Annotated in this window: 12 protein-coding genes; 6 read left to right on the plus strand and 6 right to left on the minus strand. The window is 57.3% G+C overall.

Annotated elements, in window-relative coordinates; translation table 11 throughout:
• Positions 1-47: 47 nt before the first annotated feature.
• From AC5S16_RS09905 to AC5S16_RS09915, 3 genes are all read right to left on the minus strand, one after another.
• Positions 48-1,793, minus strand: a complete 1,746-nt coding sequence (locus AC5S16_RS09905) for a glycoside hydrolase (protein WP_493929896.1) — start codon at positions 1,791-1,793, stop codon at positions 48-50.
• A gap of 645 nt (positions 1,794-2,438) precedes the next feature.
• Entirely contained in the window at positions 2,439-5,153 is a 2,715-nt protein-coding gene (locus tag AC5S16_RS09910; protein WP_493929897.1) for an ABC transporter permease, read from the minus strand.
• A gap of 9 nt (positions 5,154-5,162) precedes the next feature.
• On the minus strand, positions 5,163-5,495 hold the full coding sequence (locus AC5S16_RS09915) for a PadR family transcriptional regulator (RefSeq protein WP_493929898.1): 333 nt from the start codon (positions 5,493-5,495) through the stop codon (positions 5,163-5,165).
• A 221-nt stretch (positions 5,496-5,716) separates the two neighbouring features.
• Here AC5S16_RS09915 and AC5S16_RS09920 point away from each other — a divergent pair, with 221 nt between their 5' ends.
• Positions 5,717-6,724, plus strand: a complete 1,008-nt coding sequence (locus AC5S16_RS09920; protein WP_493929899.1) for a diguanylate cyclase domain-containing protein — start codon at positions 5,717-5,719, stop codon at positions 6,722-6,724.
• 10 nt (positions 6,725-6,734) lie between these two features.
• Here AC5S16_RS09920 and AC5S16_RS09925 read toward each other — a convergent pair whose 3' ends face one another.
• Positions 6,735-7,163 (minus strand): hypothetical protein, encoded by a 429-nt coding sequence (locus tag AC5S16_RS09925; protein ID WP_493929900.1) that lies wholly within the window; start codon positions 7,161-7,163, stop codon positions 6,735-6,737.
• 20 nt (positions 7,164-7,183) lie between these two features.
• Here AC5S16_RS09925 and acpS point away from each other — a divergent pair, with 20 nt between their 5' ends.
• Positions 7,184-7,588, plus strand: coding sequence for a holo-ACP synthase (gene acpS / locus AC5S16_RS09930; protein ID WP_493929901.1), 405 nt, complete (start codon positions 7,184-7,186; stop codon positions 7,586-7,588).
• A gap of 261 nt (positions 7,589-7,849) precedes the next feature.
• On the plus strand, positions 7,850-8,926 hold the full coding sequence (locus AC5S16_RS09935) for an MlaD family protein (RefSeq protein ID WP_493929902.1): 1,077 nt from the start codon (positions 7,850-7,852) through the stop codon (positions 8,924-8,926).
• A gap of 200 nt (positions 8,927-9,126) precedes the next feature.
• On the opposite strand, the gene AC5S16_RS09940 is transcribed toward AC5S16_RS09935, so the two are convergent.
• On the minus strand, positions 9,127-9,642 hold the full coding sequence (locus tag AC5S16_RS09940) for a hypothetical protein (protein ID WP_493929903.1): 516 nt from the start codon (positions 9,640-9,642) through the stop codon (positions 9,127-9,129).
• Positions 9,585-10,136: a hypothetical protein gene (locus AC5S16_RS09945; protein ID WP_493929904.1), complete on the minus strand. Its 552-nt coding sequence runs from the start codon at positions 10,134-10,136 to the stop codon at positions 9,585-9,587. Before AC5S16_RS09945 ends, AC5S16_RS09940 begins: the two co-directional genes overlap by 58 nt.
• A 241-nt stretch (positions 10,137-10,377) precedes the next feature.
• On the opposite strand from AC5S16_RS09945, the gene AC5S16_RS09950 reads away from it, so the two are divergent.
• The 3 genes from AC5S16_RS09950 (at position 10,378) to AC5S16_RS09960 (ending at position 15,488) form a co-directional block, all read left to right on the plus strand.
• Positions 10,378-12,426: a M13 family metallopeptidase gene (locus tag AC5S16_RS09950; protein ID WP_493929905.1), complete on the plus strand. Its 2,049-nt coding sequence runs from the start codon at positions 10,378-10,380 to the stop codon at positions 12,424-12,426.
• Positions 12,427-12,674: 248 nt separating this feature from the next.
• Positions 12,675-14,066, plus strand: coding sequence for a lactonase family protein (locus tag AC5S16_RS09955; RefSeq protein WP_493929906.1), 1,392 nt, complete (start codon positions 12,675-12,677; stop codon positions 14,064-14,066).
• A gap of 144 nt (positions 14,067-14,210) precedes the next feature.
• Positions 14,211-15,488, plus strand: coding sequence for a lactonase family protein (locus AC5S16_RS09960; RefSeq protein WP_493929907.1), 1,278 nt, complete (start codon positions 14,211-14,213; stop codon positions 15,486-15,488).
• Positions 15,489-15,684 lie beyond the last annotated feature (196 nt).

A 15,684-nucleotide genomic window follows, 5' to 3' on the forward strand; every position in this document is an offset into this window, starting at 1 on the left:
TCCCAACCAATTAAAAACTTCCATCGGATGCAATTCGCGCCGAATGGCTATTGAGCCGTTTCGAATGTCCAGCTCTGGTTCTTCTCACCGCTTGGAGCCTGCTGCACCTGTCCTCCCTGACTGGAGGACGTGCCAGTCACGTCCACGTACAGTCCACTGTTCTGATTGATGATGTTGTAGTGTCCGGACCCGTCGGCTCTTACGATCCAGATCTGGTTCTTATAGTGCGTTACCCCCGCCTGGTCAACCGGAGCGCCCGACAGGGTAGAAAAGCCGCTCACGTCCAACGCGAGCCCACTCGCTACATTCGTCAGGACCCAGTTAGATCCCGCGGCGGTGGCCAGCCATTTCTGGTTATCACCATTCTCGTCGGCCTTCTGGATGACCGCCGGGCCATTCACTGAGGGGACAGTCATTACCAGACCGCTGTTAACATTCTGGATCTTGTAAGTTGTTCCAGAAATCAGTGGACTGCTCTGACCGTTCGTGAGCACAAAAGTTGTCACGGACTGCGCTGGAAGCGTGGTTGCGAATTGTCCCCCGTCAACGGCAAAGGACGCGAGCGCGGCAAGGTTCTGGGTGGCAGACGTCTGGTATGGCGTAGCAGACCACGACCCTCCAGGCAGGTTCTGAAGAGTGTAGGTGATATCTCTTGCCGATGTGGTGTTATTGACGGTTACGATGACGACGGTTCCGAGGCCGTCATATGCGGCCACCGAATTGCTGTCCGTCATGCCGACAAACTGATAGCCGGGACGGATAAACCGGCTGAAGTTCCCCATCACGTAGTACTTCTGATTGATGGTGTAACTGGTATTCGTCTCGTCCGCCAGAGCGTTCTTGATGAAACCCCAACCAGTGGCAGAATCGATGGTCTGCCAGTAAACCCAGGCCTGTGGTTGCCCATTTCTCAGATCGGTGAGAATTCGAGAGGCCGTGGTCAGCCCGTTCGCGTCCCCATTGCCGTACTCCGTTATCCACAGGCTCTTGTTCAGTTGAGTTGCCTGAGCAAGATAACTCTGCAGTTGTGCTGCGGTGCCGGCATAGGTGTGCGTACTCAATTGCGAGAGATCGCCTATTGAGGTGGAATCATACTGCGCCAGAGTGGATAGCGATCCGTAAACACTGTTCTCGTCTGACGCGCTGATCGTGGTGTAGTTTATGCCTTTTGCGGACAGTGAAGCAGCAAGCACCTTGACAAAGGAATTCTGCGTTGCAGGAGCAAACCCGCAGCCTTCCTGGCCGCCGCCAAAGTGCCAGTAAGTCGAATTCGATTCGTTGAATGGCTCCACAGTGCGAAATGTAATGCCCCAGGCATCATGGAAGTGTTTGACAACCGTGGTCAGATAGTCGGCGAATGCATTGGCATAGGCTGGGTTCAGGTTATCTCCAGCGCCAACTGCGCCGGTGACGCTGCCGCTGTTGGTCATCCACCACGGGGGCGAGTTCGAGAAAGCTTCTGCAATCGTGACCCCAAGATTACTCGATTCCTGCAAGACCCATCGCTGGTTAGCATCCTGCGTCCAGTCATAGACTCCCGAAGAGGGCTCGAACCCCGGTACGCGGGTACGGTATGGCAGGTAAACCGGGGAATTCGGCGGAAGATAGGCAGGGTTCTCGCCCCCGCCGATGTTGTACCGGACAATGTTGAGTCCCAATCCCGTAACCTGATCGAAGAACAGGCGCGTGATGGTGCTGCGATCGGGTTCCGGGTAACCACCAGCAACATTGGCCCACCAGGCAAGAGAGGTGCCCCACCCTTCGAACTTCTGATACCGGGTGTTCAGATCCACAGTTTGCGCGGCTGCTGAGTAACACAAGCCGCAAAGCAGGCAGGCACAAAAGATTGTTAAAACCGCTCGGAATGGTCGAACAGTTTGCAGGTTGATACTTCCCGATCCGCGAAGAGAGGCCGATAGGCTTCTGCACGGGCTGTCCGGAGGGAGATTGTCAGAAGAGCGAACCATATCGGACATGAAGTAAACCCTTTCTTTCATTACGTGAACGTTTCTCCCGACTTTAATGGGAGGGAAAGGTGCCGTGAGGAGGAACTGAGCAGCCGTATCCATGGGTTTGCGAGTCTGCAGTGTTCCGCCTGGAAAGTTATTGTGAAGGTCACTAAAGCTATTTGTGTGGATTACTGATATTCCACGCCCGAAAATTGTGGGTTGAAAAATAAACGCTGTCAACAGAAAATTTGCGCGTTAAATGAGAAACGTTTCTCGATCTGCGACATGCCAGACTCACCCAATATGTAATGGGATCACCCGAAAGATGCCGGTGCTCCTGAAGCTCTCTGCCTTGTGCCGTGAATGATCCGTTATAGCTGCGAATACACGGCAATCGAGGATTGGCGCATTTACAGAACAAAGGAACCAGGAGATCATAGGCTGACCTTTTCGCGCGACTGCGGAAGCGCCATATCTCGCAGTCAGGTCTTATTCCTGCCGGAGAGCTGTCGTTGGATCCACGGAGCTCGCGCGCAGAGCCGGGATGAAACCAGCAATGCCAGCTGCAATGGAGAGGGAAAACGCTGCGCCAATGAGCGTCCATGGATCATGAGGGTTCAATCCGAACAGCTGGCTCCGGATAAGATTCGCTGAAGCGAGCGCCAGCGAAGCCCCGGCAACCAGACCAGCAATGACCAGGATGGAAACCTCACGCATGACCAGGCCAACTACGTTGCCGCGTGTCGCTCCCAGCGCCATGCGGATGCCCATTTCCCGCGTGCGCCGGGCCACCGCGTAGGCCATTACGCCATAAAGGCCGATTACCGCCAGCAGTGTTGCCAGGCCGCCGAAGACCGATGAGAGGCTCGCCACCAGCCGCTCTGCGCGCAGCGATGCGCCGAGCTGATCATCCATGATCTGCAGATCGACAACGGGAACATTTGGATCAAACTGCCGCATGAACTCCTGGACCTGATCCACCATCTGCCGGGGATCGGATCGCGTCCGCACATAAACGCTGACGCCGCGGAAATGTGTGGACCCGAGATAAGCGAAGTAGGCCTGGGGAGTGGCCGGCTCCCGCAGATCGCGAAACTTCGTATCCTTGATGACTCCCAGCACTTCGATATTCGGCTTCGGGCGCGTGGGCGATTCAAAATCGACGAATCCGATATGCAGGCCGATGGGATTGCGTCCGGGAAAATACTCGCGCGCGAACGCTTCGTTGATCACGGTACCGGCTTTGTCCTGCAGCGTAAAATCGCGCCCGGCCAGGAGAGGAACGCCGAGTGTTGTAAACAGCCCCGGGCTGATCTGGTCCAGAAAGGGCTGATCCTGGATAGGCTTTGGCTCGGAGCCTTCCGCCGAAACGGTGTTCTGCCATGCGGCGCCATCGAGCAGGGGCACGCTGGACAGGCCCACCGATTCGACGCCGGGAACGGATGCAAGCGTCGTCCGCAATCGTTCGTCGAACAATCTCGTTCGTTCATCGGAATATCCGCTCAGCGATGGATCCACGGTGAATGAGAGCAGATGATCGGTAGGATAGCCGGGACCCTGGTTTCTTAGATTTCGCAGCGTGCGCACAAACAGTCCCGCCCCCACCAGCAACAGCAGCGAGAGCGCCACCTGTGTGCAGACCAGCAGTTTGCGCGCCAGCATGCTGCCGCGAACCACTGCGCCGCCCGTGTCCTTCAATGTGGACACAATCTCTGTGTGCGCGCTCTGCATCGCGGGCAGCAGCCCGAAGGCAACTCCCGTCAGCAGCATGATGCACAAAGCAAACGCAAGCACGCGCAGATCGGGAATGGCAGTCACCGCAAAGTCAGCTGCCTCGCCTGCGGGCAGATACATGTTCAGCAACACGCGGTCCGCCACAAATGCCAGGCCAAGCCCGAGCAGCGCTCCTGCACCCGAGAGCAACAGGCTCTCTATCAAAAGCTGCCGTGCAATCCGCGCGCGTCCCGCGCCGATCGCCAGCCGCACCGCCATTTCGCGCTCGCGTGCCGTGGCGCGCGCCAGCAGCAGGTTGGCCAGGTTCGCGCACGCCAGCAGCAGCACAGCCGCGGTCAGCGCAACCAGCACCCACAGCGGCTCCCGCATCTGGTCGCGCAGATGGCTATCGGAACCCGGCACAAGCTCGATCCGGTTCCGCAGAAAATCCTCGCGATCCCTCGAGGAGTATTTGCGAAAATCCGGCTCCTGCACCTCCGTCTCCAGGATGCCGTGCAGCAAAGGCTGCAGCGACGCCTGCGCCTGTTGCGCGCTCACACCCGGCTTCAGGCGTCCATAAGCGGTCAGCCACTTGAACCGCCTCCGCCGGTCTTTGACGCCGTCCCAGTAAGGGGTCATCTCCGCCTTCATCATCATCGGGACAAATACCTTTGCCGGTTTCCCGAGCTCAACTCCGTCGAACCCCGGCCGCGCCACTCCAATCACCGTCATGGCATAGCCGTTGAGGGAAATTGTCTTCCCGACAATCGAACGGTCGGCGTGGAAGTAGTTCCGCCAGAAGCTGTAGCTGAGCATCGCCACAGGATGGCCATCCGGAACGCGGTCATCACTGGGTGTAATCGTGCGACCCAGAGCCGCGTCCAGGCCCAGCACCGGGAAGTATGAGCCGGACACCAATTCCGCATTGATGGGCGTCGCGTGATTGCCGACTCCCAGCGTGATGCCGGTAGAAAATCGGCAGAACATCCCGGAGAACACCTGGTTCCGATCACGCAGTTCTTCGTACATCGGATATGAAACGTCGTTGTCGCTGATGCTGTTGCCGTAGTTGTTGCCGCGCACGGTCACGATCACCAGCTGTTCCGGCGCTTTCACCGGCAGCAGTCGCAGGACGACCTGATCCAGCAGGCTGAACATCGCCGTGTTCGCGCCGATGCCCAGAGCCAGCGTGGCTATCGCGATGAGAGAGAAACCAGGATTCTTCGCCAATGTTCGAATGCCATAGCGAATATCCTGAGCCAACCTGTCCAGCAGCGCCCCCACACGAATATCCCGAACGCCTTGTTTGACCTGATCGACTCCTCCCACCTCGCGAAGTGCGGCGCGATATGCCTCCTCCGCCGGCATTCCCGACCTCATCTTCTCTGCCGACACCAGCTCCACATAGGCGCGAAGTTCCTCATCCAGATCGTTGTCCAGTTGATTTCGATGGAACAGGTTCTTCCAAAGCGCACGAAGTCGAGTGATCACGGAAACCTCCTAGCTGGTTCCTAGTGCCGTTGCCATCGCGAGGGATATCCGTTCCCATCGTGCTGTTTCAGCCTGAAGCTGCTTTCTGCCGGCCCTGGTCAACGAATAGAACTTTGCGCGCCGGTTGGTCTCCGACTCTCCCCAGGCAGATGTAAGCCAGCCGGCCTGTTCCATGCGGTGGAGAGCAGGAAACAGGGAGCCTGCCTTCACGTCGAAGGCTCCGTTGGTCATCTGGGCAATTCTGCGTGAGATGCCCATGCCATGCAGTTCCTGGAGCGCGACAGACTTCAGGATCAGAACGTCGAGTGTACCTTGCAGCAGATCGGATTGCGGGGCAGGCATGAATGCTCCTATTGACTGTCTATAAGACGTTAGCACTGCTCTTATAGACGGTCAATAGGAAAGAAAGGGCGATCTCAACTAGGCGAAGACCACATTACCTCCGGATTGTGTGGGGACTTACAACATCCCTTCCAGGGATGGTTTCTGCCTCCGGCAAAGATATAATGTTCTCGATATCCCTCCGTCCTGAGTTACAGAATTTACAGAGCCTGAAAGCTTGTATGCGCACGAAACGTTTCTGGGGCCAGACTCTAGCTCTTTTCAACGCATTCCTTCCCCGGCGCCTTCAGACGGCAGGTTCGCACGGCACTCCTGACTATGCCCGATTCTTTGCTGCCGCCGAATGCTCTCTGGACGATTTCTATATCTTCGACGGCATCCCCGACGCCTCGGGAGTTATTGTCGATTTCAGATTCAGCTACATCAATCCTAGAGCCGAGCATCGCCTTGGCATACCTCGTGAAACCCTTTACGGCAAAGTCCTCACCGAAGTTCGGCCTTTCATGATTCGATCCGGCCTTATTCACAAATACCGTGAAGTCATCCGCACGGGCATTCCCTACACGTGTGAGGTTTTCATCGACGATGACATGATCAAAGCCACCTGGCTCAACGTCCAGGTCGTCCGGCTCGGCAATGGCCTCGCTATCACCAGCCGCGACGTCACCGAACACCGCCGCCGCTCCGATCACGTGCACTATCTCGCGCACCATGATCATCTGACTGGCCTCGCCAACCGCACGTTACTCTACGAGCGTCTCCGCCAGGCTATCCTCCATGCGCAGAATCATGGCCAGAAGGTCGCGGTCTTCCTTGTAGACATCGACTATTTCAAGCAGATCAACGATTCTCTTGGCCACGCTGACGGCGACATCCTGCTCGCGACTGTGGGGCAGCGTCTTCTCTCTTCTGTGCGCGAGTCCGACATCGTGGCCCGCCTGGGTGGAGACGAGTTCGTTGTTGCGATGCCCGAATTTCGCACCGCGCAAGACATCGAGCGCTGTGCCCGGCAGATTATGCGCAACACTTCGCAGCCCATCGAAATCGGCGATCGGACAATCAGCGTGACTCTCAGCATTGGCGTCGCCATCTTTCCCGAAGGCGGCAGCACAGCCGAAGAACTCCTTCGCAATGCCGACGCCGCCATGTACAGAGTGAAAGACACAGGCCGCAACAGCTTCTGCGTCTTCGGCCAGAGCCTGCTGGGCGAGCATCTCACCAACGCCTAGAGCTGGTTCGTCATGATAATTTTGCGCCCGGCGGGTTTTCTTCCCTCTTTAATTCGGAAGTGACTGGATGGGGCAGGACCAGGAGATGGATGCGGGCTATGTCATAGGCGCGGGTGTCGATCAGCTCTTTCGTGCACTGGCAGAGCCCGGTAATGCGGATGTGGGCCTCGCGGCTGAGCTCGAGGCCAACGGCAATGAGCGTGCTGTAGATTTCAACGCTGACCGCGCGCGCGAACTCGAAGGTGATCTCAGCGGTGTCAGAACCGGCGCAGCTGCGCGAAAGCACCCACCCGCCGCAGGCAATAACCGCCGCAGTCAGGAACCGGATGGTACGCTGCGGCTCGCCGCTTGCGAAGGCGGCAAGCTTCAGATCCCAGTCAATTTGTTCTTCGGCAGGCAGCACATTTACCTGATCGGATGAGGGAGCAGGTTTCTTCAACCGTCCAGCTTTGGGACTCCATGTGCTACCGTGCATTCATGCTTGTCGGAACAGGAATCGATATTGTGGAAATTGAGCGGATTGCGCAGTCGATTGCCCGTTATGGGGAGCGCTTTCTCAAGAAGGTCTTCACTCCGGGAGAGATTGCTTACTGCGGTCGTAAGAAGAACTTTGCCGAGAGCTATGCCGCCCGGTTTGCGGCCAAGGAGGCCGGGGCCAAGGCGCTTGGAACCGGGATCCAGCATGGGGTGACGTGGAAGGAACTGGAAGTGCGGAGAATTCCGGGGCAGCGGCCTACTTTGCACTTCTCCGGGCGGGCGCGGGAGTTTGCCGACCGGCTGGGTGTGGCCCATATCTCACTTTCGCTCACCCATACGGATGCGATCGCCATGGCTTCAGTGTTGTTGGAAAGCATGGGGAAATAGGGAAGCAGGGAGATAGAGAGATAGGAAAGTAGGAAAATAGGGAAACATCCCTGGGGAGTCTGACCTGCTCTATTCCCTACTCCCTGATTGCCTACTTCCCTGTTTTCCCTGTTCTCTATTTCCCTGCCCTTCTATCCTTTTGCAACGGCTTGCTTTAGCCTGTCATCCAAGGGAAATGCTGCGACTCAGGGGGCACGTCTTTGATATCCTCAAGTCGCAGCACGACTTGTTCTTTTAATATCCGGATAATCGAGGGGGTTTGTGCCGAGCCAGCAGGAAGTCCAATGGTCCCAATTAAAAGTTGGTGTGCTGGTGCTGGTAGCGCTGGTTTCGCTGACCGCACTGGTGTTCCTGATGTCGGGCAACTCTGGCGGCTTTTTCTCTGGCCGGATCACAGTCCGCTCCTACTTTGAGAACTCCGCGGGCCTGAAGATCGGCGCTCCTGTAAATCTCGAAGGCGTGACGATCGGCAGCGTGAAAAGCATCCATATCATTCCCGAGCGCAAGCTGACTCCGGTGGAAGTAACGATGCGCATCAGCAAGCACTATCTGCCGGCACTGCGTACGGATTCGAAATCGAGCCTTGAGACTGTTGGCGTGCTCGGCGATACGGTCGTCGACATCAACAGCAAGTTCGCCACCGGGTCGACGCTCCAGGACGGGGCCGAGATGCAGACCACGGAAACACCGAACCTGAGCGATGTGATCAAGTCGAGCCAGGGCACGATTGAGCAGCTGAATACGATCCTCGCGAAGGTCGATAACCTGGTCGACGCCATGAATACCGGCAAGGGATCGATCGGCAAACTCATCACCGATCCCGGTCTTTACAACCGGGCGGTCGGCACTCTGAATGAGATTCAGGGACTGGTAGACCAGGTCAGCAACGGCAAAGGATCGATCGGCAAGCTGCTTGTGGATGACACGCTTTACAATCGCGCAAACGCCATAGTGGACAAGCTGGGAGACGTTACAAATCAGATCGACAGCGGAAAAGGCAATATCGGCAAGTTCCTTAAGGACGAGACGGTCTTCAACAACCTGAAAGAATCGACCCAGAACCTGAATGCCCTGCTGCGTGATATTAACGCGGGCAAGGGCTCGATCGGTATTCTCGCCAAAGACCCGAAATTCGCCGACAAGCTGAACGACACCGTCAACAAACTGGATTCCATCCTGAACCGCGTGGACAGCGGCGAAGGCACGATCGGGCAGCTGATGCGCAACCGTAGCCTGTATGACCACTCCGACGAGATGATCCAGAACACGAATAATCTGGTGACGGCGGTGCGGCAGAATCCCAAGAAGTACCTGACGATTCATCTGAAGATTTTTTAAGAGACGGCGGTCAGTGCGCCTGCGGCGCAAGCGGTCAGCGAAACAGCGGCCAGCTAAAACCAGCCAGCTAGAAATCTTCTGTCAGTCCCCAGTATTGAGTTGTTCAATGTGCCTTCATTGAAGATACAGCTTTAGAAGATTCTCGTAGCTTCTTCAGCTTCAAGCTGACCGCTTCTTAGCCATTACTTCTTAAAGACAGGTTAGTAGATGGCCCCATTTGCTTGGCTGGAGTGGATTACTCCTGATTCCACGTTCAGCTTGTACTCTGTTGCATCGCCGCTCCAAGTGTGGAGATCGAACCTGCCGCCGGGCAGGACTTTTTTCGCCTGTACGCTCTTCATGGAAAGCGGCGTTCCTTCTTTGAGGACTACGTTCTTGTCATCAGACGAGAGGAAGTAGGCTGCTCCATGCCCGATGATGCTCGATTGACCATGGGGATCGAGCAGCACTGCAGTCTGCTCGTCGATGCCGATGGCCTTTACGGATGACAGATGATCCTCTGCAAGAATGTGCGCCATAAAGACCAGCAGGCGGCCCATGCGGTTGCGGGTAACGAAATGCGTGTCCGTGATTGTGCCCGCCAGTGCCGGATCATGGAGAAAACCGGGAACGATCACCACCTGGCGATGCCGTGGATTTGTCAGAGCCATGTCTGAGGTCAGGTCTGGACCTTCGGGCGGATCGTTCTGCGCGGAGTAGATGTATTCGCCCTGCACGGCGAGGCCTGCGCTGGTTCCGCCAATAGCATGCCCTTTTCGATGGCTACGTTCAAGGCCTGCTCGACCGGAGTGCCTTTCCAGAAATGGATGTAGTTGGCCTGGTCTCCGCCGGCGATGAAAATGGCCTCGGCTTTGCTGATGGTTTCAGCGACGAACGGATCAGAGGCGGCAGCGCGATTGGGAATGATAAGCGTGGCCACCGAATTCTGGCGGCAGAGGCTCTGAATGTATGGGTTGTAGGCGTCGGAGCCCGTGGCTCGGAGAACGAGGAAGTCTCCGCCGCCGGAGTGCTGGCATAGCCACTGAAATGCTGCGTCGAGGTCTTTGCCGCCGCCGATCAGGGCGAAGCCGGGTTGTGTCTTTGCATTTGCATCGCTGGGGTTGCCGGCCCGGAGGTAGCGGTATGGCGTTTGCGCAGATAGAGGTGCGAGCAGATAAACCAGCGCGAGCACTGCGATGTAGAGTTTTCTGAAAAGACCTGCCGCATGCATGACTCCACCTAACTTATCGCAGGTTGAAGAAACTACCCCAGGTTACCTTCGACATAGCTCAGGGGAACCTGGGGCACCCGAGGCTTGTGCCTGTTCCCTATTTCCCTGCTTCTCTAATTCCCTGTCTTCTCCTCCATTGCGCGTGTTACCTTATGAGCCAACACAGCCTAATCACAGCCTGTGCATTCCGGCTCAGCATCCCTTCCCGAATAGAGGTGCCAGCCCGATTTCTGAGGATGTTATGCAATCCATTCGTATTGCTTCGGTGCTCCTGTTGTGCACCGGATTCGCCATCGCGCAAAAATCTTCGAACGCAGCTCCAGCAGAGCCAAAAGCCCCACACAGTTTCGATCTCTCGGCTATCGACAAGACCGCCGACCCATGCACGGACTTCTTCCAGTACGCCTGCGGCAACTGGCGTAAGGCCAATCCCATTCCCGGCGACCAGACGGCGTGGGGGCGCTTCAATGAATTGAGCGAGCACAACCGCTATCTGCTCTACGCCGATCTGAAGAAGGCCTCTGATAATCCGCAGACTCCGCTGCAGCATCAGTACGGCGACTTCTTTGCCTCCTGCATGAACACTGATCTTTCCAACCAGCTGGGCGACAAGCCGATCCAGCCGGTACTGAAGCAGATCGACAGCATCTCGGACAAAAAGCAGCTGGGAACGCTGCTGGGCACATTGCAGACGCAGGAAGGCGTGGCCGCCTTTATGCGCTTCGGCGTCGAGCAGGACGAGAAGGACTCGAGCAAGCAGATTGCCAGCACCTCCCAGGGCGGCCTGTCGCTTCCCGACCGCGATTACTACCTTGAGAATGATGACCGCATGACGAAGATCCGTTCGCAGTACCACGATTACGTGGTTGATCTCTTCAAGATGATCGGCGATCCGGACGATAAGGCAGCTGCGGAAGCGAAAGCGGTCATTGACATTGAAACTGCGCTGGCGAAGGGCTCGCTGCCGCGCGTGGAGTTGCGTAATCCCGACAATGTGTACCACATTATGAAAGTCACGGAGCTGAATACGCTTGCGCCTGACTTTGACTGGACGAGCTATATCGGCCTGCTGCGCGCCCCGGGCTTCGACACGCTGAATGTTGCGACACCGGGATACTTCAAGGCGCTCAACCAGGTCATCTCCGAACAGAGCCTCGACAGCATCAAGAGCTACCTGCGCTTCCATGCAGCCAATGGCATGGCTCCGTGGCTCTCCGATAAATTTGCCGACGCCAACTTCAATTTCTTCCAGAAGACGCTGCAGGGACAGGCAGAGCAGACAGCGCGGTGGAAGCGCTGCACTGCGCTTACCGACCGCAGCCTGGGCGAGGCCGTGGGACAGGACTGGGTGAAGGAGAACTTCCCGCCTTCAGCCAAGGACAATATGGAAAAGCTGGTGGCTGCGCTCAAGAAGGCGCTTGATGAGGACATCAAGGCGCTGCCATGGATGAGCGAAGACACCAAGAAGCAGGCCGAGGTAAAGCTCGAGGCCTTCCGCCAGAAGATCGGCTACCCGGAAAAGTGGCGCGACTACTCGAAGCTCGAAGTAAAGCGCGATGACCTGGTGGGCAATCTCGCGCGCTCGCATGCCTTTGAGTGGGACTGGGAGATCAACCACCTGGGCAAGCCGGTGGACGAGAAGGAATGGGGCATGACGCCGCCGACGGTCAACGCCTATTACGATCCGCAGATGAACGACATCAACTTTCCTGCGGGAATCCTGCAGCCGCCGTTCTTTGACAACACGAAGGATCCGGCAGTGAACTTCGGCGCTATCGGCGTGGTTATCGGGCATGAAATGACGCACGGCTTTGATGACGAAGGCAGCAGGTATGACGCTCAGGGCAATGTGAAGGATTGGTGGACTCCGACCGATAAGAAGGAGTTCGAGTCACGCACCGACTGCGAGGTGAAGGAGTACGGCGGCTTCGAGCCTGTCGCTGGAACGAAGCTGAACGGCAAGCTGACGCTGGGCGAGAATACGGCGGACAACGGCGGCATCCGCATCGCTTACCAGGCGCTGCTGAGTTCACTCACTGAAGAGAAGAAGAGCCCGGATACGAAGATCGACGGTTATACATCTCCACAGCGGTTCTTCATCGCCTTTGCGCAGGTCTGGTGCGAAAACCGCACCGACCAGATACAGCGCGTGAGGGCGAAGACCGATCCGCACTCGCCGGGCATGTTCCGCGTGAACGGCGTGGTGCAGAACTTCGATGAGTTCGGCAAAGCCTTTGGCTGCCACAAGGGACAGCCGATGATGCCGGAAAACTCCTGCCGCGTCTGGTAGGGCTTTATCACAGGGTGCAGGACCCGGGAATTTTTCCGGGTCCTGTATGCTCACCGATAAAATATCGTCACAGTCTTTACAACAGCACAGATAAAACGGACCTCTAAAAGCGCAGGCGCTGCTATCTAAGCCTTGCACCTTGAGTGCTATATCCTGTTCTCTGTGCTGATGTTTTACAATGCAGACGGGGAGTCATCCCGACCCATTTCCCTGCGCCACCCCATTGTTGGCCAGGATGAAGGAAGCGCATGAAGTTTAGGAAAATTGGCCAGATCGCCTTGGCCGCAGTGGTTACCTCAGTCCTAACCCTCGGGACTGTTTCTTGCCGGCAAGACTTCACGACGGCATTTGTCTTCACGGTTGGAACGCAGTACAACCAGATCGGGTCCTATAAGGAAAGTTCCGAGACGGGCGTTCTTACGGCGGCACCCGGCTCGCCCTTCGGCTCGGGCGGCACAAATCCCGTCCGTACCTTCGTTCTGAGCGGCGGACGGTACATGTATGTCCTGAACCAAGGGACGCAGAACCCCGACGGGACTTTCAGCGGTGCCAACATCTCGCTGTTCAGTATCGGCGGCAACGGCGTACTGAGCTTCCAGGCAAGCTACGTCAGCCAGGGCTTCAAGACCACGCGCATCCTCCCTGACTCGACGGGACATTTTCTCTTCGCGATGGACACCTACGCGCCCATCAATACCACTGCGATTACGCCACAATCGTCGCCGAGCACCAGCTATCCCTGCAAAGGCTCTGACGGGCAGTACTACCCCGTCGGCGATATTACGGTCTTCAGCATTGATTCGAACACCGGGCGCCTTTCGATCGTGACCAACCAGCAGCAGCAGAATTCTGACGGAACCCAGAAGACCTATTTCCCGGTCAGCTGCGCTCCAATAGACTTCACGGTGGCATCGGGCTTCGTCCTTACTGCTGAGGCAGGCGGCAACGTTGTTGCCTCTGATGGCAGCATTTTGTCTAGCCCATCTGACTCGCAAACTGTCTATCCCTACCAGCTGAACGCTACCAACGGGCAATTGACGCAGACGCAGAATTCGCCGCTGGCGACGGGGGCAGTCAGCATGACGGCTATCAGTACCGCTCAAGGGTCCACCCTCTCCGGCAGCAAGTACGTTTATGTTCTCGATGCCGGCAATAATGCTCCGAATGCCTGCACGCCCTCTGCAAGCGCCGCCTGCCCGGGGCAAATTCTTCCATTTACGGTTGGAACGAGTGGCAGTCTGCAGGGCTTGACCAACGGAACGATTCAGAACACTTCGACTGCGGCCAATCCGACATCGCTCGTGGTGGATAGCAAAGGGAAATACCTGTACGTCGTGAACTCCGGTCCGACAACGGGCATCGTGAACCCGATCAGCCAGATCACGGGATGGACGATTGACCCCACGAACGGAACGCTGCAGCCGATCGCAGGCGAGCCCTTCGGTTCCGGTTCCGGCGTGAACTGCATCTTTGAGGACACCTCAAACCAGTACATCTATACCACCAGCTTCAACGACAGCCAGATCACCGGGCGCATTCTCGACCCGAACACTGGCGTGTTGACGCTGCTGCGCAGAGGCACGACGTTCAACACAGTGGGCAATCCTACATGGTGCTCGGTAAGCGGACGCACCACATAAGCAGAAAGCATGTCCTTCATCTGTGCAGCCGCCGGGAATAGCGGCTGCGGATGAAGGAGTGGCCGCACTGAAGTTACAATGCAAGCGGGAGCAATCCCTTATACAAGAAGCCTGCGCCATTACGGGCCAGGACGAAGGAAGCGCATGAAGTTAAGCAAATCGGGCCGGGTGCTTCTGGCCGCCGCAGCAACTCTGGCAACAGGTCTCGGTCTTACCTCCTGCAGTCCCAGCAACACGGTGGACTATGTTTTTGTCACCGCCTCGAAGAACAATCCGGGCCAGATCGGTGTGTACCGTGTGGACTCGCTCTCCGGCGCTCTGACGCAGATCCAGGAGTCGCCTTATCCTTCGGGCGGAAGAAACCCTGTGTCCGCTGTCACCACGCCGAATGGCAAGTACCTCTTCGTTGCCAACAAGGACGATAACAATATCGTTGAGTTTGCCATCGGCACGGACGGAAAGCTCTATCCGCAGCAGACCTGCAACACTCCGGGATCGGAGCCGGTATCGCTGGCGATCAATAGTTCGGGAACACTTCTGTATGCAGTGGATTTCTTTTCGCCCACGACTCCGGGCGGCCCGGTCTACAGCAGCGCCAACCCCGGCCCGGGCGATGTCGCGGCCTATACGCTGAACGGCGGCACAAGCACGACGGCCCAGGGATTGGCGAGCTGCACTCCTGTAACCCAGACCTATGTGGATTCGACCGGAGCCACCCAGACCGCACCTTATGTTCCGGTGGGCTGGAGCCCGACCGGCGTCGCTGCGCTTGCGAACGGCACAGCGGTCTACGTATCAGCGCAGAACGACGACGCCAGTAAGCCCAACACGGTAGGCCAGGTTTACGCGTTTGATGTGGACGGGAGCGGCGTGCTGACCACGAATGCCGGCAGCCCGTACCAGGCCGGAACTTCGCCCACTGCCGTGGCTACCGATCCTACAAGCCGCTTCCTCTATGTGACGGACAGCCGCCAGAACCAGCTCATCAATTACACAATCCTCTCGACCGGCGCGCTTAACCCGAACCAGGTGGGAACGACAGCAACCGGAACCTTCCCGGTCGCAGTGACCGTCGATCCGCGCGGAACATACCTGTATGTTGCGAACTACAATGGCGCAAGCGTATCAGCTTACGCTATCAACCAGGGCACGGGCGGCCTCTCCGCGGTTTCCGGAGCCAGCTCCTATGCCACAGGCGCAGGTCCTTCCTGCGTGCTGATTGAGCCGGCGCTCGGACGATTCGTGTACACGGCAAACTTCATCGACAACACGGTGACCGGCCTCGAACTGAATCCCAACACAGGTGCGCTGACCACAAACCAGAACTCACCGTATCTGGCAGCCGGACAGCCGACCTGCGCAGCAGCGATTCCGCACGGCAACCACTCGACACAGTCCACGTCGCCCTCGGCGGGAAGTTAAACCTGACGTTCAGACGGACACGAAAGGCCCGCATAAATGCGGGCCTTTTCTTATTTCAGTTAGAACAAATCAAGCGACCAACGGGAGCGAATAAAAAGTCTTAGCAGCAAGCGTGAGCACGAATGGCGCGAAGCGCGTATGCCTGGACGGCCAGTCCCGCGTGTGCCTAGCCTGCCCTGAGCGAAGTCGAAGGGGC

The organism is Acidobacterium sp. FHG110202_01 (genome assembly GCF_059115305.1).